16 protein-coding genes are annotated in these 18,483 nt (G+C 62.4%); 8 read left to right on the forward strand and 8 right to left on the reverse strand.

The window, feature by feature from the left end; genetic code table 11:
- Positions 1–19 precede the first annotated feature (19 nt).
- The 5 genes from DAAJ005_RS00510 to DAAJ005_RS00530 form a co-directional block, all read right to left on the reverse strand.
- On the reverse strand, positions 20–691 hold the full coding sequence (locus DAAJ005_RS00510; RefSeq protein ID WP_151845387.1) for a TIGR02466 family protein: 672 nt from the start codon (positions 689–691) through the stop codon (positions 20–22).
- Between the two features lie 32 nt (positions 692–723).
- Positions 724–1,173 carry a carbon monoxide dehydrogenase subunit G gene (locus DAAJ005_RS00515; protein ID WP_151845388.1) on the reverse strand — a complete coding sequence of 150 codons (450 nt, stop codon included), beginning with the start codon at positions 1,171–1,173 and terminating at the stop codon, positions 724–726.
- Positions 1,174–1,256: 83 nt separating this feature from the next.
- Positions 1,257–3,626, reverse strand: coding sequence for an aerobic carbon-monoxide dehydrogenase large subunit (locus DAAJ005_RS00520; RefSeq protein WP_151845389.1), 2,370 nt, complete (start codon positions 3,624–3,626; stop codon positions 1,257–1,259).
- Positions 3,619–4,179: a (2Fe-2S)-binding protein gene (locus tag DAAJ005_RS00525; protein WP_151845390.1), complete on the reverse strand. Its 561-nt coding sequence runs from the start codon at positions 4,177–4,179 to the stop codon at positions 3,619–3,621. Before DAAJ005_RS00525 ends, DAAJ005_RS00520 begins: the two co-directional genes overlap by 8 nt.
- A complete protein-coding gene (locus DAAJ005_RS00530; protein WP_151845391.1) occupies positions 4,176–5,069 on the reverse strand; it encodes a xanthine dehydrogenase family protein subunit M in 894 nt (297 codons plus the stop codon). The genes DAAJ005_RS00525 and DAAJ005_RS00530 overlap by 4 nt, the downstream gene beginning before the upstream one ends.
- Before the next feature lie 610 nt (positions 5,070–5,679).
- Between DAAJ005_RS00530 and DAAJ005_RS00535 the strand changes: the two genes are divergently transcribed.
- The 5 genes from DAAJ005_RS00535 to nagA all read left to right on the forward strand — a co-directional run bounded on the left by DAAJ005_RS00535 (position 5,680) and on the right by nagA (position 11,812).
- Positions 5,680–5,994: a hypothetical protein gene (locus DAAJ005_RS00535; RefSeq protein WP_151845392.1), complete on the forward strand. Its 315-nt coding sequence runs from the start codon at positions 5,680–5,682 to the stop codon at positions 5,992–5,994.
- 234 nt (positions 5,995–6,228) lie between these two features.
- Entirely contained in the window at positions 6,229–6,681 is a 453-nt protein-coding gene (locus DAAJ005_RS00540) for a hypothetical protein (RefSeq protein ID WP_192930708.1), read from the forward strand.
- 488 nt (positions 6,682–7,169) lie between these two features.
- Entirely contained in the window at positions 7,170–8,777 is a 1,608-nt protein-coding gene (locus tag DAAJ005_RS00545; RefSeq protein WP_151845394.1) for an HD domain-containing phosphohydrolase, read from the forward strand.
- Entirely contained in the window at positions 8,767–10,461 is a 1,695-nt protein-coding gene (locus DAAJ005_RS00550; RefSeq protein ID WP_192930709.1) for a diguanylate cyclase, read from the forward strand. The genes DAAJ005_RS00545 and DAAJ005_RS00550 overlap by 11 nt, the downstream gene beginning before the upstream one ends.
- A gap of 190 nt (positions 10,462–10,651) precedes the next feature.
- Positions 10,652–11,812, forward strand: coding sequence for an N-acetylglucosamine-6-phosphate deacetylase (gene nagA / locus DAAJ005_RS00555; protein WP_151845396.1), 1,161 nt, complete (start codon positions 10,652–10,654; stop codon positions 11,810–11,812).
- Here the strand turns inward: nagA and DAAJ005_RS00560 are convergent.
- Positions 11,775–12,602: an alpha/beta fold hydrolase gene (locus DAAJ005_RS00560; RefSeq protein ID WP_151845397.1), complete on the reverse strand. Its 828-nt coding sequence runs from the start codon at positions 12,600–12,602 to the stop codon at positions 11,775–11,777. The two genes, nagA and DAAJ005_RS00560, sit on opposite strands and share 38 nt — an antisense overlap.
- Positions 12,602–14,398, reverse strand: coding sequence for an acyl-CoA dehydrogenase (locus DAAJ005_RS00565; protein WP_151845398.1), 1,797 nt, complete (start codon positions 14,396–14,398; stop codon positions 12,602–12,604). The genes DAAJ005_RS00560 and DAAJ005_RS00565 overlap by 1 nt, the downstream gene beginning before the upstream one ends.
- A gap of 140 nt (positions 14,399–14,538) precedes the next feature.
- Between DAAJ005_RS00565 and DAAJ005_RS00570 the strand changes: the two genes are divergently transcribed.
- Both DAAJ005_RS00570 and DAAJ005_RS00575 read left to right on the forward strand, forming a co-directional pair.
- The gene (locus tag DAAJ005_RS00570) at positions 14,539–15,513 is read left to right on the forward strand and encodes an NADPH:quinone oxidoreductase family protein (RefSeq protein ID WP_151845399.1); all 975 of its coding nucleotides are present in this window, start codon (positions 14,539–14,541) and stop codon (positions 15,511–15,513) included.
- Between the two features lie 86 nt (positions 15,514–15,599).
- Positions 15,600–15,947, forward strand: a complete 348-nt coding sequence (locus DAAJ005_RS00575; RefSeq protein WP_255447945.1) for a MerR family transcriptional regulator — start codon at positions 15,600–15,602, stop codon at positions 15,945–15,947.
- Positions 15,948–16,142: 195 nt separating this feature from the next.
- Here the strand turns inward: DAAJ005_RS00575 and DAAJ005_RS00580 are convergent, their stop codons facing one another.
- Positions 16,143–17,453: a replication initiator protein A gene (locus tag DAAJ005_RS00580; RefSeq protein ID WP_255447941.1), complete on the reverse strand. Its 1,311-nt coding sequence runs from the start codon at positions 17,451–17,453 to the stop codon at positions 16,143–16,145.
- 49 nt (positions 17,454–17,502) lie between these two features.
- Between DAAJ005_RS00580 and DAAJ005_RS00585 the strand changes: the two genes are divergently transcribed.
- A complete protein-coding gene (locus DAAJ005_RS00585; RefSeq protein WP_192930723.1) occupies positions 17,503–18,114 on the forward strand; it encodes a hypothetical protein in 612 nt (203 codons plus the stop codon).
- The last annotated feature ends 369 nt before the right edge of the window (positions 18,115–18,483 follow it).

An 18,483-nucleotide genomic window follows, 5' to 3' on the forward strand; every position in this document is an offset into this window, starting at 1 on the left:
ACCTCTTCAAGAGTGCAGCTCAGTGAAAGCCATGACCGAATGCCTGATCGCCCCGTTCACCGTGGACCTGGGCATTGAACGATACGATGATCCGGTCAGACGCGCCATCGTAAGGCATGGCCTTGTGGTTCAGCCACGACGGAAAAACGATCAGCGTTCCGGCCTCCGGGACCACATCAAAGCTGCTGGCCTGCAAGTAGGCGTTGCCCAGATCCATGTGGGCGCCGCCCAGCAGGCCGAGTTGATGGCCGTAAAAACGGGTGACGCCGTTGAGGGAACCCAGGTGCGGATGCGCCGCCCGCACCTGCGGCCCGTCGATCTGCACGTAATACACACCGCTCCATGAGCAGTTGCCGTGGTTGTGAATGTCGTGGAAGCCGAAGCCGTTTTGAATCTGATACCACGCCCCCACAATCTCCAGTTGCAGTTTCCCGGCTCCCGACGCCTTCCAGATCGGACCGTTCATCGCCTGCGCGATTTCAAATACGCCTGCCGAGACGAAGGCGAACAGTTCAGAGAGGGCAAGGGACGGCAGCCGCTGAATCAGATCGTCGCTTGAGGAGTACATGGGCAGGCCCGCGCCGCCGCCAGCCTCCCGGTCCTGGAGAAAGACCTGAGCCAACTGTGCGTTGACGGCGGCATGCCCCGGCAGTGAGCGCTGCAGCAGGGGCGTGGGCCACAGCAGTTGCACGCCCTGATCGTTCTCAGCCCGTGACGTGACCCTTACCCCTGCGCCATCCGGGTCTTGACGTTGGCGAAGGTCCCGGAAATGAGTTTTTGCGCCTGGGCGTCCAGCACCCGCCCACCCACGGTGGCGATCGGGCCGCGCATGGTGGCCTCGCCGTCCCAGTCCAGGGTGGTGGTGAGGTCGCCGTTGTCGTTCACATCGGCGCCGGCCAGCAGGTCGACAACGCTGCCAAAGCCGCCCCCCTTGATCCGCACGTTCATGCGCTCGCCGCCAGGTTGAGGCTCCAGGGTGATCTTGAATTTGAACTTGCCACGTACTGGCCCCAATCCAATCTTGACGATGGCGTCAAAGTTCTTGTCATCGTGAACAATGACGTCCTGAACGTCGGGCAGGCAGGAGGCCACTTTCTGAGGGTCATTGATGAAGGCCCAGACGTCGGGTTTGCCGAGCGGTACTTGTTCCGAACCGTTGTATTCCAGTTTCATGGCATCTCCCTGGCGGGCCTTGATGCGAAATCAGACAAACTCTGAGGGAACGTTTGCTTGCCCCCTGTTCAATAAGCGTCGGTTCAATCGGCGGCGGGCGATTCGTTCTCGGCAGTCCGAATGGCGGCCCAGACCTTCTCGCGGGTCAAGGGCATGTCGATATGGCGTACCCCCAGCGGCGAGAGTGCGTCGATCACGGCATTGACGAAGGCGGCGGGGGAACCGACGTTGGGACTCTCGCCCACGCTCTTTGCGCCAATGGGGTGATGCGGGCTGGGCGTGCAGGTGGCCGCTGTTTCCCAGTGCGGCGATTCCAGCGAGGTGGGCACCAGGTAATCGGTAAAGTTGGTCGCCAGATTGTTGCCCGCTTCGTCATAGGCAATCTCCTGCATAAAGGCGATGGCAAAACCCTCAGTCAGTCCGCCGTGAATCTGGCCCTCCACGATCATCGGGTTGATGATGGTTCCGGCGTCGTCCACGGCCAGGAAGCGGCGCACTTTCGTCTCGCCCGTCTCGCGGTCCACATCTACCACCGCCACATAGGTGCCGTGCGGAAAAACCATGTTGGGTGGGTCGTAATACAGGGTGGCTTCGAGGCCCGGCTCATTGTCGCCGGGATTGGTGTAGGCGGCGAAAGCCACCTCTTTCATGGTGACGCGCTTGCTCGGAATGCCCATGACCTCGAAGGCGTAATCCTTCCATTCCAGATCGTGTTCGTTGACCTCCAGCAGGTGCGCGGCAATTTTCCGGGCCTTCTCGCGAATCTTGCGCGAGGCCAGTGCCAGCGCCCCGCCCGCCACCGGGGTGCTGCGGCTGGCATACGTTCCCAGGCCGTAAGGGGCGGTGTCGGTGTCGCCTTCCTCGACCAGGAAATTCTGTGGATCAAGGCCCAGCTCCTCAGCCACAATCTGCGCCCAGGTGGTTTCGTGGCCCTGACCCTGTGACTTGGTGCCGGTGCGGATAATGCCCGAACCGCTGGGGTGAATGCGGATCTCGGCCCCATCGAACATCTTGATGCCCAAAATGTCGAAGTGCTTGGACGGCCCCGCCCCCGTCACTTCTGTGAAGGTGGAAAAGCCGATGCCCATCAATTCGCCGCGTTCACGCTTCTCGGCCTGCTCCTTGAGCAGATCCTGATAGCCGATCTTCTCGAGCGCCACGTCCATGGTGTGTTCGTAGTCGCCGCTGTCGTAGACGAAGTTCAGTGGCGTCTGGTAAGGAAACTGGTCTTTCCTGATGAAGTTCTTGCGCCGCAGTTCGGTGGGGTCCATGCCCAGATCGTCGGCCAGGATGTCCATGGCGCGTTCAATCAGGTAACTGGCCTCGGTCACGCGGAAGGAGCAACGGTAGGCCACGCCCCCTGGCTGCTTGTTGGTGAAATAGGCGTCCAGATTGGCGAAGGCGTGTGGAAACTGGTAGCTGCCCGTCACGATGCCGAACATGCCCGCCGGGTACTTGCTGGGATCAGCGGCGGCGTCAAAAGCGCCGTGATCGGCCACGGTGTTGACCTTGAGGGCGGTCAGCGTGCCGTCCTTGCTCGCGCCCAGTTCAATGTCCATGTGATAATCACGGGCGAAACTGGAGGTCATGTTCTCGGTGCGCGTCTCGATCCACTTGACCGGGCGGCCCAGCACCAGCGCCCCGGCAATCGCGCAGACATAGCCGGGATACACCGGCACCTTGTTGCCGAAGCCGCCGCCCAGGTCCGGCGAGATGACCCTGATCTTGTCCTCGGGAATCCCAAGCACCATGAACAGCGCCGTGCGGTAGACATGCGGGGCCTGCGAGGTCACATAGAACTGGAGGCGGCCCATCGCGTCGAATTCGGCCACACAGCCGCAGGGTTCCAGGGGCGCGGCATGCACGCGCGGAAAGGTGATGTGTTCGCGCACCACATGATCGCTGGCGGCCAGCGCGGCGTCGGTGCCAGCAGAATCGCCCACGTTCCAGTTATAGATGTGGTTGGTCTTGGCCTCGCGGTCCGGGCGCAGCAACACGTCGTCTTTCATGGCCTTGAAAGGATCGGCCACCACTTCCAGCGGCTCGTAATCCACATCGACCAGTTCGGCCATGTCGTAGGCGGCCTCGCGGGTCTCGGCGTAGCAGGCGGCGACTTCCTGGTACTGGAACAGCACTTTGCCTGTCGCCAGCACCATCTGCTTGTCCAGGCCGTGAAAGGTGGGCAGCCAGCCGACGCCATGGGCGGCCAGTTCTGCCGCCGTCACCACCGCCACCGCGCCGGGAATGTCCATCGCCGCAGAGGAGTCGATCCCCAAGATATTGGCGTGCGGATAGGGACTGTGCACCAGCGCCATGTAGAGCTGGCCTTTGAGATTGATGTCGTCGATGTAATTGCCCTTGCCCTGCAAAAAGCGCGGGTCTTCCTTGCGCTTCATGGACTTGCCCATCGCCAATTTCTGGGGCGGCTCGTGCTCCGTTTTGAGTTCAGTCATGGGACACCTCTGGGGCGGCGCTGGGCGCCATCATTTCTGCGGCCTGCTGCACGGCCTTGACGATGTTGTTGTAGCCAGTGCAGCGGCACAGGTTGCCCGACAGTCCCTCGCGAATCTCGTGTTCGCTGGGACTGGGATTGCGCCCGAGCAGGGCCAGGCTGGTCATCATCATGCCAGGGGTGCAGTAACCGCATTGCAGGCCGTGCTGGTCCCAGAAGGCCTGCTGAATAGGATGGAGCTTGCCGCCCACAGCCAGCGATTCCACCGTCCTGACATCACGCCCGTGGGCCATCACCGCGAACATCGTGCACGACTTGACCGGAACATCCCCGTCGATTAATACGGTGCACACGCCACAACTCGACGAATCGCAGCCGACGTGCGTGCCAGTCAGTCCAGCCTCTTCACGGATGAAATGCACCAACAGCGTGCGTGCCTCCACATCTCGCGTCACCACCTTGCCATTGATACGGACCGACACGGACAGCGTGGTCGGAGCCTCCACCACAGCAAAATCGGTGTCCGGCAGTTGCCTCTGGGTTTCACCTGTCATGCGCTCACCCCTCCCCCTTGGCCCGCTTCGAGCCGCTGCAGGGCCTGTTTCAAGCCGCGCCCCACCAGCACGCGGGCCATGTCCTTCTTGTAGGCGACGCTGCCACGCTGGTCTGGGTTGGGCGTGGCGATCTTCGGCGCCTCGGCAGCGGCAGCCTGGAACAGCGCTGGCGTGGGCAACTGTCCAATCAGCATGGCCTCGGCTTCCACAACCCGCAGCGCAATCGGCCCGGCGGCAGTAATGGCAATGCCCGCCTGCCGGATGGTGCCGTCAGGGTTGAGGCTGAGTTGTACAGCGGCGGCGCAGGTCGCGTAATCACCCACCTTGCGCTCTATCTTCTGGTAAGACCCCTGGGTGCGCCCATCCGGAATGGGGATTTTCAACTCCAGCGCCATCTCGCCTTCCTTCACGGCCGTGGTGTAGGAGTCCACCAGGAACTCGTCAATGGGCACTTCGCGCAGGCCATCCCTGCCGCGCACCACCACCACGCCGCGCGCCGCCAGTGCGGTGGCCGTCCAGTCGCCCGCCGGATCGTTGTGGCATACGCTGCCCACCACTGTCCCCATGTGGCGCACGATAGGATCGGCCACCACGCCTGACACGCTGGTGATCAGGCTGTAGCGCTCCCTGATCCACGGGGCAAATTCCAGCGCCGCGTCACGGGTGGTGGCTCCGATTCGCAGGAAGCCACCTTCCTCGATCAGGTAATCCAGTTCCTTGATCGGGTTAATATCCACCAGCACGCCGGGGCGGGCCAGGCGGTAACGCATCGCCGGAATCAGACTCTGTCCCCCGGCCAGCACCCGGCCCTCATCGCCGTGCTGCTGCAGCAGACTGAACGCTTCATCGGATGAATGGGCGCGGACATACTCAAAGCTGGCTGGAAACATAGATGCATCCTCCTGAGCAGAAATGGGGCGGCAGGGCTGACTGACGGTCCACTTGGACCCCAACAACACAACCCAAAACAAATCTGGCACGCTATTCGACTGTATTAACATGCGTTTTATAGCACGTTAAGTCATTTCCGAATGCGAGCGGGCATGCCTATACTCCTGGAGGCGTTATGGCCCAGTTCAATTGGACTTCTCCCGGTGGTTGGGGCGGCAGCGCTGCTTGGCGTTTGCCAGGTCAAGCTTGAACTGCTGAGCTGTTTGTCCGGCAGAGTGGATGGTGACGGGGCCTCATCGGGCCTGGGGCCTGCTGCTGGCGTCGGGTGCGTCCTGCCGGATGGGGTGACACAACCTCCTGCTGGATGCGGGCGGTAAACCACTGGCGCGGCGGAGCGCTCGCTTCCTGCTGAAAAGTGATCTGGCGGGCCTATTGGTAGTGCTGGGACGTGAACCGGAGGAAGTGCTTCATGCACGCATGGCCCTGGAGTGCCGTTTCGTCATCAATTCGAATTCCCTGTCTGGCGGCCTGTTATCCAGCGTGGCGATTGGCCTGCACACCCTCAGTGAATTTGCACTCTGAAAATTCACACCTTCAGTCCGCGGCGCGTTGCTAGCCCTGGCGGACATGCCGTTCGTGGGGCCAGCGCATTTCACGCAGGTCTTGGTGGCCGCCCAGAACGAGCGGGGATCTCTCTCGTTCTACGGTGGGGTGCTCGCCCCGCCGCACCACATTCCACTCACGACGTTCGTCCGGGTGCAGTGCGTCTTGGCCGAAAGTCTGCCCAAGCCGCTGGCCCGCACCTTGATGGCCAGGGCGAAGCGGGTCTCCCAGCCCCCGGCCGACTTGCTCGACATAGACGATGAAGCAGGCTACGCGCTGGCACTGACCCGGATCACGCCGCCGTGGCGTTCAGAGGCGTAAATCATGTGGTTGGCTGGCCCGGCGGAGCAGTCAATCTGGCCCTGACGTCCATTAAGGGGCCCGCCTCTGGCACGACTTCGGTCTCCATCTGGGCATTCAGGTCGGCCCTCGGGTACAGCGTGACCATGGGCGTTATACGGACCCTGATAGGGCTTACGCGAAACTGGACAAGTCTGAAATTCTGGACTGGTGGGAAGACCTCGAACAGTCGGGCGGCAGCGGTACTGCGAGTTTTTGGCTGCGACACAGATTCATCGGACACAAACCTATGTTGCTAACCACGTCGATGATTTGGCCCATGACGCCGTTCAGCGCTACCTGAAAGGTGACCGTTTAACGGCAGCGGCGGTGTGGACGCAGGTGCGTCCACACCTCAAATTGAGCGACAAGGGTTCCATCATCTTCAACGACAGCGTGATGGGCCAGCGCCATTCACGCCGCATGACGCTGGTCCGAAGGCAGTGGGGTGGGAACGAGAAACGAACCATCCGGGGGATGGGCGTCGGTACCTGCGTATACATCATTCCTGAAACCCGCGAATTCTGGAGCATCGACTACCGCATTTATGCGCCGGACAACAACAGAAAAAGCAGAGTCGATCACGTCCTGACCCTGCTTTGCCGCCTCTTTGAAAAAGAGGCCCGTCAAGAACTTCGCTTCCGGTGCGTGCTGATGGATACCGGGTAGGCCGTCACGACGATCATGTTACGAATTCTTCGTGCTGGAAAGCATTGCTGTTGTCCTGCGAAGGAAAATCGTACGCTGTACACCTCCGATGGTGCGGGCAGGACGTATCCCCGCCAGCGGGCCGATACCCTGGGCTGGCCGACAGAAAACGAATGGCGGGGACAGGAAATACGCCCCAACAGGTGGCCGCAAACGGTGATGGTGAGGATGTTCCGGTTGGTGTTCTTTACCGAGCGCACGGAATGGACCGTGATCAACACCCCAGCTTTACAGACTGCGGACAACGTGCGTCTGGCGCACATCGTCCGTTGGGCTATAAAGATCTTTCTCCGCGAACTGAAGCAGAGTACAGGGCCAGGGGGAAAGACCGTGCCAGGTCATCCAGGGGTAGATCTGTGAGGTTTTGAACAGGCGGTCAACTCTGAATTCAGTAATCTGGGCTACATGAGATCCCGTGTTGTCTACCCTGGTTATGGGTTTCTCAGAGGATGACCATCGAAATCGACCTGTCTGCCCATTTGGGCCAGAAACCTGAGCTGGACCTTCAGACCGTGGTGCTGCTGGCCCAATCGGCAGACGACGCGTTTGAACGTTGCGTGAACCTGGCGCTCCAAAAGACAAGGGCAACCACCGTGGTAATCGTGCTGCACTGTGCCGAGTTCGACGAGCTGCGGGTGGTGGCCGCCGCAGGACAGCGTGCGGCTACCGCCACCGGACGCCGCCTGCCCAGAGGCCAGGGCCTGGGCTGGCATGTGCTGGCGACCTCAGCCCCGTATCTGGTAGAGGAAGCCTTCAGTCACACGGACGCGCACTTTGTAGCGGGGCGGCCCCGCTCGGGCATGTACCTGGGTGTGCCGCTGCTGGACCCGGAGGGTCAGGTGCTGGGTGTGCTGTCTGCCGATACCACCGACAGCGACGAGGTGCTGGGCACGGCAGATGCGGGGCTGCTGCTGCTGTTGGGGCAAGCGGCGGGAGTGGCCTACAGCCGCTGGAAAGCACTTGAGGACGCGCAGCGCAGCGCCAGGCAGTATCAGCAGCTCGCGTACCTGTCCGCCCGGCTTGAAACCCTGGCGCGTCCTGACGACATTGCACGGGAGGCACTGAAGATGCTGCTGGCCCTGAGCGAATTCGATATTGGGGCCATGATGACGGTGGATGAAGACGGTCTGGCCCATCTGAGCATGATTCAGGGCGAGGAGGCCGTGGCCAACACCATCGCCGCAGACCTGAGCAATGTACACGAGCCACGCGGCCTGATTGCCGAGATCATCGCTGGCAACCGTAGTGCCGCGATATCGGATTACCACGCCCACCCGGATTCACCGCCGGAACTGAAGCGTGTGCGCTCCATCCTGGCTGCGCCGCTCCGCAATGGCACGCGCATCGTGGGGATCATCGGCCTCCTGAAACTGGACACGCCGCACCTGATCCCAGCGGAGCTGGCAGCGCTGCTGGACATGGTGGCGGCGCGGGTGGACCGGGCGCAGGAGCGGATCGCCACCTTCGAGCAGATGCGGCAGATGCGTGAGGCCGCCCTGCGCGCCGTGGGCCGCGTCCTGGAAGGACGGGACGGCGAGACCTTCGGACACACGGACCGCGTGACGGCGCTGTCCCTGCGCCTGGGACAGACACTGGGACTGGACGACGTGCAGTTGCAGCACCTGCGCTGGGGCGCGTACCTGCACGACATCGGCAAGGTGACGCTGGGCGACGACATTCTGCGGAAGCCGGGGCCACTGACCCCGCAGGAGCGTGCGCTGATGCAAAAACATGTGATCCTCGGCGATCACATGCTGCGTGAGGAGATCTTCGTGCCGCGCGAGGTGCGGGCCATCGTGCGCTCCCACCACGAACGCTGGGACGGCGCGGGCTACCCGGACGGCCTCAGCGGCGAGGCGATTCCCCTGCTGGCACGTATTTTCAGTGTTGTGGACGTCTATGACGCCCTGATCAGCAAACGCCCGTACAAACCCGCCTGGACCCATGCGCAGGCCCTGGACGAGTTGCGGCGGGGGGCCGGGAGTCAGTTCGATCCCCATGCGCTGGCCTGCTTCGAGACGTTGTTCGGCCCCGACGGAGACGACCATGACGGATAACGACACGGCAGATCAGCATCAGGCGGGGCAGCCACGCGGCCCAGGGGTCAGCGGCCCAGATTCCAGCGCACCGGGCCAGAGCGGCGCAGACAGCAGCGCGGGAACCTCGGCGCTCCGGGAAGAGCTGCACGCCTTGCAGGTCCAGGCAACCGATCCTGGCAACACGGCGGCCACACGATTCCTGGCGTACCGCGAAGCGGCGTATATCGCTCTGGATCTCAGGGACCTCAAGGCAGCGATGGAGCATGCCCTGAACTGCCTGGTCTGGGCACGTGCCAGCGGGGACGGGCGTTCGCAGGTCAAGGCCCACGTGACGCTCGCGCTGGCCATGATGGAATCCTATGACGATGCGGGCGCGCAGCGTGAATTTGGGGTGGCACTCACGCTGGCAGGGGCGATTGCCGACGACCGTGGCGTGGCGCTGGTGGCGATCAACACCTCGCATTTCGAGCTGGAACGGCGCAACTACCACCAGGCCACCCAGCCGCTGCTGGAACTCCTGCACTCGCCGTCCATGGGGGCGCTGCTGGAACCCGGCGCACAGCAGCTCTGGGAGATCTTCCACATCAATTTCGTGGTCTCCGCCTCGGAAACCCTGCTGGCTGGCACCGCTGGCGTCAGCGCCGCAGCCCATCTGCCCGAAATCGAACGCCAACTGGCCGTTTCTGCCGCGCTGCTGGCCGTCAGACTGGAGGATCGGCACACCCTGAACCTGCTAGACACGGCGGCGCTGCTCGACGCCCTGACCCGGCACGCGCTGTGGACTGGTGAACTGACCGTCGCCCGCACGCTGGCCGACGAACACGTCCAGCTCACGAGCAACGCAGACTTTCCGCTGCTGTATGGCCGGGCACTGCTGGACCGCAGCCGCGTCTCCGCCCATATCGGGGATCTGGAAAACGCAATTCTGGATGCTGGGCGGGCCGTTGGCTATTTTCATGCGGCTGCCTCGGAATTGTGGGAGGCCCGCTCCAGGGAACAACTGGCCGCCATCTACGCCCGCGCGGGGCGTTACCGCGAGGCTTACGAGACCCAGCAGGAGGTGACCCGGGGGGTGGAAAACCTGTACCGGGATTACCACCAGCAGCGCGCCCTGGTCCGGCAGATCGCGCAGCAGGCGCGCGAGGCGGAGGTGCGCGCCGAGGCCCTGGCCGAGGCGGCGCTGCGCGACCCGCTGACCGGCGCACCCAACCGCACGCGGGCCATGCAGGTGCTGGCTGACCTGCATACTCGCGCCCGGCAGGACCGCCCGAGCGCAGTGGCCCTGCTCGACCTCGACCTGTTCAAGCGCGTGAACGACACGTTCGGACATCTGGTCGGGGACGCGGTGCTGACCGGGGTGACCCGCCTGCTCAGCGCCGAGTTGCGCGAACAGGACCTGCTGGCCCGTCTGGGCGGTGAGGAGTTCATCGTGATCCTGCCGGACGTGACGGCCCAGCAGGCGGAGACGGTCTGCCTACAGCTCCGCGACTCGCTGCAAAACGCGTCCTGGGAAACGCTGGCTCCTGGCCTGATAACCACAGGCAGTTTCGGGGTGGCCGTGCTGGATGGTGGACAGGACATCACCAGCGTCCTGATGAACGCTGACCGGGCGCTGTACGCCGCTAAGGCCGCTGGCAGAAACGCGGTCAGGGTGACGGCGAAACATGCTGACATCACCCGAAAAATGCAGCCCTACCTGTAATACGGCTTTCCCTGGTCAGTCCTATCGACGACGGTTGGGGGTGCGTCCGTGACAGGCACAAGGCGCGGCCAGCGAGGACGACAGACCTGCTGTCCCGGACGTGTCACATCCAGTTCTTCAGGGATTTTGGACCACACAGCTTTCAACGGCACACTACCCGCCCCAGAATGAGCGACACTGGAGCCACACCATGACGACTCCTCTCCAACTTCAGACGCTCAGCGGACAGGTTTTGCTGCCCTCCGGCGAATTGACCCCGGCGCGGCTGGAATTTGGCCGCCAGATCAGCGCCATCGTGCCAGATTCCACAGCTTCCACCGAGCGCCTGATCCTGCCGGGTTTCATCGACACCCATGTCCACGGCGGCGGCGGCGCAGACGCGATGGACGGCCCGCAGGCGGTGCGGACACTGGCCCGCTTTCACGCCTCACACGGCACCACCACGCTGCTGCCCACCACCATCACCAATCCCTGGGAGAAGGTGCTGGCGGCCTTGCATGGCATCCGGCAGGTAATGGACGAGGGCGGCGTGCCGGGCGGGGCAGACATCGTGGGCGCGCATCTGGAGGGGCCATTCATCAGTCCGGGGCGGCTGGGCGCGCAGCCACCGAACACGCTGGAGCCGACACCAGAGCTGATCGCCGAGGTGCTGGCTTTGAACGTGGTGCGGGCTGTGACCATCGCACCGGAACTGCCGGGAGCACTAGAAGCCTCGTTCGCAATGGCGCGTGCAGGCGTGCGAATCGGCGTGGGCCACACGCGGGCAGATACCGAGACCGTGACGGCCTTCCTGAACGCCCTGAACGCGGTGGGGGCCAGCACCTGCGCCACCCACCTCTACAACGCGATGGGGGGCATTGAGGGCCGCATTCCTGGCCCACCCGCCGCGTTGATGGCCGACGCCCACGCTTACCTGGAAGTGATTCTGGACAACATCCACGTTCACCCTGGCAGTTTCCGGCTGGCCTGCGCCGCCTCGCAACGCGTCATGCTGGTCACCGATGCCATGCGCGCCGCTGGCCTGGGCGATGGCATCAGCGAACTGGGCGGGCAGCGCGTGATCGTCAAGGACGGACAGGCGCATCTGGAAAACGGCTCTTTGGCCGGAAGCCTGCTGACGATGGACATGGCACTGAGAAACGCAGTTCAAGCTGGAATCTCGCTGGACGGAGCCAGCCGGATGCTGAGCGAAATACCTGCCCGTTCAGTGGGCCTGAGTGACCGGGGAATGTTGGAGCCGGGCTTGCGCGCCGATCTGGTGGTGCTGGACGTCGACTTGAATGTTCTAGAGGTTTATGTGGGGGGCAGCAGGGTCAATGCTGAGCCACAAACCCCAGAACCGCCTCGTTGAACTCCTCCGCCCGCTCCACAATCGGAATATGCCCGGTGCCAGGATACGTGATGAACTCCGCGCCGGGAATCTGGGCGGCCAAGTGCTGCCCATTCTCGTAGCGCACCAGCGGATCGGCGTCACCGTGAACCACCATCGTCGGCACCAGCAGCTTTTCCAAGTCAGCGGTCACGTCATGCGTGCGCGTGGAGCGAAACTGGCGGGCGTAACGCTCCGGCGTCAGCGGACGGTAGTCGGCATTGGCGGCAATCGCGTCGGAAGCCTCCGGGTGAGCGTCCAGAAAACCGGGGGCCATGATCAGGCCATAGGTGCGGCGGGCGCGTGCGCCAGGGGACAAGGAGAAATCGGGACGCAGGGCATCCAGGCCTGCTTCCTCTGGCCCCACATGACTTGCCCCGCCTGCCGAAGTGGAAACCAGCGTCAGGCTCTGCACCAGTTCCGGCCAGCGCACCGCCAGATTCAGGGCGATAAACCCGCCCATGCTGATGCCCACCACATGCGCGGGCGCGGCGTTCATGGCCCGCAGAAAGGCGGCGGCGTCATCGGCCTGATCGGCGGTGGAGTAATCGGCATCCGTTGTGTCACTGTCGCCCGTGTCGCGGTGGTCAATGGAGAAGGTGCGGTACTTTTCCCCAAAGACCGGGAGCTGTCCGCGCCAGCCCAGGCGGTTGCTGCCCAGCCCAGTCAGGAAGAGGACATTGCCCTGCGGATGTTCGGGCCTGATCTCGTCATAGGCCAGCGTGCGCGTGCCGATGTTGCAAAAGCGTGGTTCGGGAATCTGCTGGGTCATTAGAACCACTCCGATTGCATCTCTGAGGTGGTGGAATCGGCGCTGGCAAGCAGGTCTGCGTGCGCCTTGATCTTGGGCAACTCATGGGTGGCGAAGAAGCGGGCGGCCTGCAACTTGCCGTTGTAGAAGTTGGCGTCATCCCCCTTAGCATCCGGCAAGGCGCGGGCAGCGGCGGCGGCCTGCCTCAGCCACATCCAGCCGACGACGGTATGGCCCAGCATTTCCAGGGCGCTGTTGGCATTCGCCAGAAAGCGGTCCGGGCCAAGGTCCACAGCTTTACCGAGAATGACTTTCAGCGCGCTCTGATTCTGTTCCAGAGCGGTTTTCAGTGCGGCACGAATCTCGTCCAGCCCTTCCAACTCTTCAGAGGCTTGTAGATCGGCCTCAATATGCGACATCAACACTTCCAGTCCACGTCCGCCTGCCTGCGTCAGTTTGCGGCCCAGCAGATCGTTGCCCTGGATGCCCTCGGTTCCCTCATGGATGGGGTTCAGGCGGTTGTCACGGTAGTACATCTCCACCGGGTAATCGCGGGTGTATCCGGCCCCGCCCATCACCTGAATGGCGTCACTCAGCGCCTCCTGGCTGTACTTGCTGGGCCAGGATTTGACGATAGGCGTCAGCAGGTCCAGCAGCAGCGAGGTATCCGCGCGTTCCTCTTCCGGCCCGGTTTGCAGGTCATCTACCAGACTGGACGCGTACAGACCCAGCGCCATCCCGCCCTCCACGAAGGCTTTCTGCCGCAGCAACAGCCGCTTCACGTCCGCGTGGCCGATGATGGCAATAGCCGGGCTGAGGGGGTCTTTATTGCTGGCGGCGCGGCCCTGTGCGCGTTCGCGGGCGTAGTCCAGACTCGCCAGATACCCGGCGTAGCCCAGCATCACCGCGCCCATGCCGACGCCAATGCGCGCCTCGTTCATCATGTGGAACATCTGGCGCAGGCCCTGTCCAGCCTCGCCCACCAGTTCGCCCACCGACTCGCCGCCCTCACCAAAATTGAGCAGCGTGTTGGTGGTTCCCCGGTAGCCCATCTTGTGGTTCAGGCCCGCCAGCACGACGTTATTGCTCTCGCCGGGCGTACCATCGTCGTTAATTCTGTAGCGCGGCACCAGGAAGAGGCTGATGCCCTTCACGCCCGCTGCACCACCCTTAATCCGCGCCAGGACGAGGTGGACGATGTTCTCGCTCAATTCGTGTTCGCCGCCCGAAATCCACATCTTGCTGCCGCTGATGCTGTAGGTGCCGTCTTCACGGGGCGTGGCCGTGGTGGTGATGTCGGCCAGCCCGGACCCGGCGTGCGGCTCAGAGAGGGCCATCGTGCCGAACCAGCGGCCCTCCACCAGCGGCAGCATGTACTTCGCCTGCTGCTCCGGAGAGGCGAACACCCGCTGCAAATTGGCGTTGCCAATGGTCAGGAAGGGGTAGCCGCTGCTGCCCACATTGGCCGCCTGAAAGTGCGCCTGCACGGCCTGGGTCATCACCCACGGCAGTTGCAAGCCGCCCAGTTCCTCGTCGTGGTGAGCGCTGAAGAATCCAGCCTCGCGGAAGGCACGCATGGCGTCTTTCACCGCTGGCAAGAGCTGCACCTTGCCGTCCACCACATGCGGCTCGTTCATGTCGGACTCGCGGGCGTGGCTGGCGAAATACTTGTCGGCCACGTTATAGGCCAGATTCAGCACGTCCTCGTAGACCTCGCGGCTGTGATCGGCGAAGCGGGGGCGCTGGGGCAGAGCGGCGGTGTCCAGCACTTCAAACAGTTGAAAGCGTAAGTCTCGTTTACTCAGAAAGGGGGCCATTGGGGTTGCTCCTTGGTGGGAAGACCTGATTCGGCTGAGAATCGGCCAGAGGGATGTCCGTTTGCGTCTACTTTGAACGTTGACGTTAATATAGGGCATTCTATCGCCCGTCCCGTCCCCACTCCCCAGGAGGTTCCACCATGCGCGCCCTGATCTGCCAGACCTTTGACCAGCCCGAAACCCTGACCGTCCAGACCCAGCCCGATCCCACGCCCAGCGCCAATGAAGTGGTGCTGGAAGTCAAGGCGGCAGGCGTGAATTACCCTGACGCGCTGATGGTCATGGGCCAGTATCAGATCAAGCCTCCATTACCCTTCGTGCCAGGAGCAGAGGCAGCAGGCATCATTTGCGCTGTTGGGGAAGGCGTCAAGCACCTGAAAGTCGGACAGCGGGCGGTGGCCTTCACCGGGCTAGGCGCGTTCGCCTCTCATCTGAAGGCAGACGCGGCGACGGTCATGCCGCTGCCGGACGGCATGGATTTTGAGGTGGCGGCCACGTTGCCCCTCGCCTACGGAACCACCATGCACGCACTGGTGGACCGCGCCCAACTCAAGGCAGGCGAGACCCTGCTGGTATTGGGCGCAGCGGGCGGCGTGGGACTGGCAGCGGTGATGATCGGCAAGGCGCTGGGCGCACGGGTGATCGCGGCGACGGGCAGCGACGAGAAGCTGCAATTAGCCCGCGAACACGGTGCGGACGAGGGTTTCAACTACGCCACCGAGGACATGCGCGAACGCCTTAAAACCCTGACGGGCGGCAAAGGGCCAGACGTGATCTTTGACCCGGTGGGCGATAAATTTGCCGAACCCGCCTTCCGCAGCATCGGCTGGGGCGGGCGTTATCTGGTGATCGGTTTCGCAGGGGGAGAGATTCCGAAGTTGCCCCTGAATCTGCCGCTGCTCAAAGGCGCGTCGCTGGTGGGCGTGTTCTGGGGCGAATTTGCCAAGCGTGATCCAGCAGCCAATGCTCGCAATCTGGCGCGGCTGGCAGGCTGGGTGATGGACGGGACGGTTAAACCTCTGGTCAGTCAGCGCTATTCGCTGGAGGATGGTCCACAGGCCATGCGCGATCTGCTGGAACGGCGCGTCACGGGTAAGGTGGTCATCACCCCTTGAGCGAGCTTTCCACGACACCTGAGCAGACCGCCTTCTACACCACCGCCGAACTGGCCCGCGAAGCTGGGGTCACGCGCCGCACGGTGATGCATTACGCCGAGTTGCAACTGTTGACCCCCGATCTGACCACGGTGTCGGGGCGGCTGCTGTACGGGCCGTATTCGTTGCGCCTGCTGCGCGATCTGATTGACCTGCGCTCGCTGGGGATGCCCTTAGACGAGGCCCGTGACATGGTCACCCTGCGCCGCGCCACCCACGATCTGGCGGGCAACCGCCGCCGCGACTGGAAGCGTGAGGACGTGCCCCTGAGTGATGAGCGTTTGCAGGCCCTCCAAACCCGCCTGCGCGCCATCAACGCGGCGTATGAGCGGCAGGCGGACAATCTGGCCCGCCTGGACCGCTGGTTGACCAAACGGTTTACGGGCGACGAATAGGTCAGGCAGGAGTTGAGCGTGTTCTGGCATTCAACACAAATCCAGTGATCCCCTAAACAGAGCGTTTGCAACAGCAGAAGACGACGCTGCATCAAGCCGATTTGGGTTGCTCGTCACGTGACGAGCAACCCCTTCATTTTCCCTTCCTCGCACCAATCGCCTGAGATGTCCGGTAGTCCGTGGGTCTGGGAACGCTCAGGCCGTATCAGGTTGAGCCATTTGAAGATGACTGAGGTGCTGGAGCAAGTCCGCAGTGAAGGCGTCCAAACTGCCGTCCACCTTGGCTCTGGAGGCCAGCCGCGTGACTTCCTGCGGGTCCGGCTGGCCGACAATCATGCCCATACGCAGCAGGGCGTACTCACTGACGCTCAGGCGTTCGCGGAGCAGGAATTGCAGGGTCTTGAGGGCCGCCTCCACCTGCGCTTCCAGGGGTTGAGGCTCGTCGGTGGCCTCCACCAGCGTGGGCATGTTGGAGGGTGAGGTGCTGCTTTTTTTCTTCGCCTTCTCTCTGGGGGCATCCGGTTCAGGGTACTTGTCGTCAGAATCGCGGATGATGTCCACCAGCAACGCCGAGCGGTTGCGGGCTTTGAAGCCGCCTGCGAGCAACCGGATGAACTTGGAAAGCCGCTCCTGCACGTGCTTCTCGCCGTATTCCTCAATCAGCCTGCGGGCCACCGCGCCGGACACCCGGTACTCCTCCAACTCCATGATCAGTGGGCTGTCGGGCAGGGTGGATTCCTCCTGGCCCGCCAGATCGGCGAAGCGGTAGGTCAGTTCCTGCTTCTGCCCCCGGCCCTCGTATTCCACCGCGCTCAGGTATTGCCGCTCCATCAGTTCCTCATGCGCGCCCTGCAAGGTGGAGCGAATCTTGTTACTGCGGCGGTCCACGATCTTGCACGCCTCGGCCCAGTCAATCAGGTTGACGGTAAAAGATGCCAGCGGCTCACGCGGGTCCTCGGGCGGGTAGCGCCGCGCGTCCAGCAGGCGGTACAGGGCGCGGGTCAGCGGGCGGTCCAGACTGGTCAGAAATTCCAGATCCAGCGGCTTGGTGTACTGGGCGCGGATGGATTTGGTGATCGGCGAGGCCAGCCTGATCTTGAGGGTGCTGCTGCGGCTCAGGCCCAGGTCCTCATCCCCGCTGGTGAACTCCAGGGCTTCCAGGTAGTTGAAGGTCACTGTGGTCCAGTTGCCCCGGCGGTGGTCCCGCCACGCCTCCGAGGCGGTGTAGGTAGAAGTTCGCAGCCGGAACAGTGTTTGACGCAGGTTCTGGTAGTAGCGCCCGGAATCGTGCAGACCAGCGCGTTTCAGAATCTGGTAGGCGGTGGTGTGCAGTGTGCCGTCTTCCGGACAACCGTCCTCCACGTACAGATCGATCAACGCGGTGGAGATGTCACCGTCCAGCCCGTGCGGCACACCGCCGTACTTGGGAATCGCGTCGCAGCTCAGCCGGGCGGGCCGGCCCTCGACATGAAAATCGACGGTCCATGAAGTAAAGCTGTCTGGCACGCGCTCCTGGATGCTAATCAACCCCAGCCGTCCCACGTTGGCCTCGTCAATGCGCGAGATTTCTCTGGGGGAAGCAGGTCTGGTTGCCGAGCGTGATTTTGGAGAACGTTTGGTGCCAGTCAACGCCATTTCCTCCCGGTTTTGGTTTATGCATAATACCCTTCAAAAAGGCTCAAAACCACTACCGTACTACTCAGGCGATTCGGTATTCCAAGTACCGGACTACTCAGGCGGTTCGAGTGGCGAGATTTGGGCTAAAAATCGTCTGAGTCAGAATTATCAGCTTGTTTTAGACTGGTCTTCCAAACTACCGGACTACTCAGGCGATTGGGGGCCAAACTACCAGACAACTCAGGCGATTCGGTCTTACAAGTACCGGACTACTCAGGCGATTGACCTCTTACAGCTACCGGACAACTCAGGCGATTCGGTCTTACAAGTACCGGACTACTCAGGCGATTGGCAGTTTCAACTACCGGACTACTCAGGCGATTCGGTCTTACAAGTACCGGACTACTCAGGCGATTGGGGCCAAAACTACCGGACTACTCAGGCGATTCGGTCTTACAAGTACCGGACTACTCAGGCGAAAAATCCGAAAAACGCCGTGTTTTCGGGCTTTTGGCCGCCACCCCTGATGATGATCATCAAATCTTTTTAAAAGCTTTTAAAAGCTCTAAAAGATCATCATCAAGGCACGCTCGGCCCATTTCCGGCTGAGCCATTTCTCCAGACCTCCCGAAATGGGTCAAAAGCGGACTTTCAGAGGCCTAACAGTCCCGCTCCACCTCACCAAACCCCCTGTGCGCTCACCAGAGGGTTGTGGAGTGGCCTGCCAGGAAATTCACGTCTCTCTGTCCGATCAGCATTCTGCCAGGGTCTTAACGGCCTTCCTGCTGCCATCTTTGCATGTCAGATTTTATACATTTGTATGTATAATAGATACACACTGTTCTGGACGGCGTTTCAGGTCATTTTAGCCTGTTTTTAGACCTTCTGGCCCGGTCAAGTCGCCTGTGATGTCCGTGCT

Source organism: Deinococcus sp. AJ005 (genome assembly GCF_009017495.1).
Taxonomy (GTDB): Bacteria; Deinococcota; Deinococci; order Deinococcales; family Deinococcaceae; genus Deinococcus.

Coding starts and splice junctions, on each gene's coding strand:
- DAAJ005_RS00515 (WP_151845388.1), bottom strand. CDS start 1,173: ATGAAACTGGAATACAACGGTTCGGAACAAGTACCGCTCGGCAAACCC.
- DAAJ005_RS00520 (WP_151845389.1), bottom strand. CDS start 3,626: ATGACTGAACTCAAAACGGAGCACGAGCCGCCCCAGAAATTGGCGATG.
- DAAJ005_RS00525 (WP_151845390.1), bottom strand. CDS start 4,179: ATGACAGGTGAAACCCAGAGGCAACTGCCGGACACCGATTTTGCTGTG.
- DAAJ005_RS00530 (WP_151845391.1), bottom strand. CDS start 5,069: ATGTTTCCAGCCAGCTTTGAGTATGTCCGCGCCCATTCATCCGATGAA.
- DAAJ005_RS00545 (WP_151845394.1), top strand. CDS start 7,170: ATGACCATCGAAATCGACCTGTCTGCCCATTTGGGCCAGAAACCTGAG.
- DAAJ005_RS00550 (WP_192930709.1), top strand. CDS start 8,767: ATGACGGATAACGACACGGCAGATCAGCATCAGGCGGGGCAGCCACGC.
- nagA (WP_151845396.1), top strand. CDS start 10,652: ATGACGACTCCTCTCCAACTTCAGACGCTCAGCGGACAGGTTTTGCTG.
- DAAJ005_RS00560 (WP_151845397.1), bottom strand. CDS start 12,602: ATGACCCAGCAGATTCCCGAACCACGCTTTTGCAACATCGGCACGCGC.
- DAAJ005_RS00565 (WP_151845398.1), bottom strand. CDS start 14,398: ATGGCCCCCTTTCTGAGTAAACGAGACTTACGCTTTCAACTGTTTGAA.
- DAAJ005_RS00570 (WP_151845399.1), top strand. CDS start 14,539: ATGCGCGCCCTGATCTGCCAGACCTTTGACCAGCCCGAAACCCTGACC.
- DAAJ005_RS00575 (WP_255447945.1), top strand. CDS start 15,600: ATGCATTACGCCGAGTTGCAACTGTTGACCCCCGATCTGACCACGGTG.
- DAAJ005_RS00585 (WP_192930723.1), top strand. CDS start 17,503: ATGCGCGAGATTTCTCTGGGGGAAGCAGGTCTGGTTGCCGAGCGTGAT.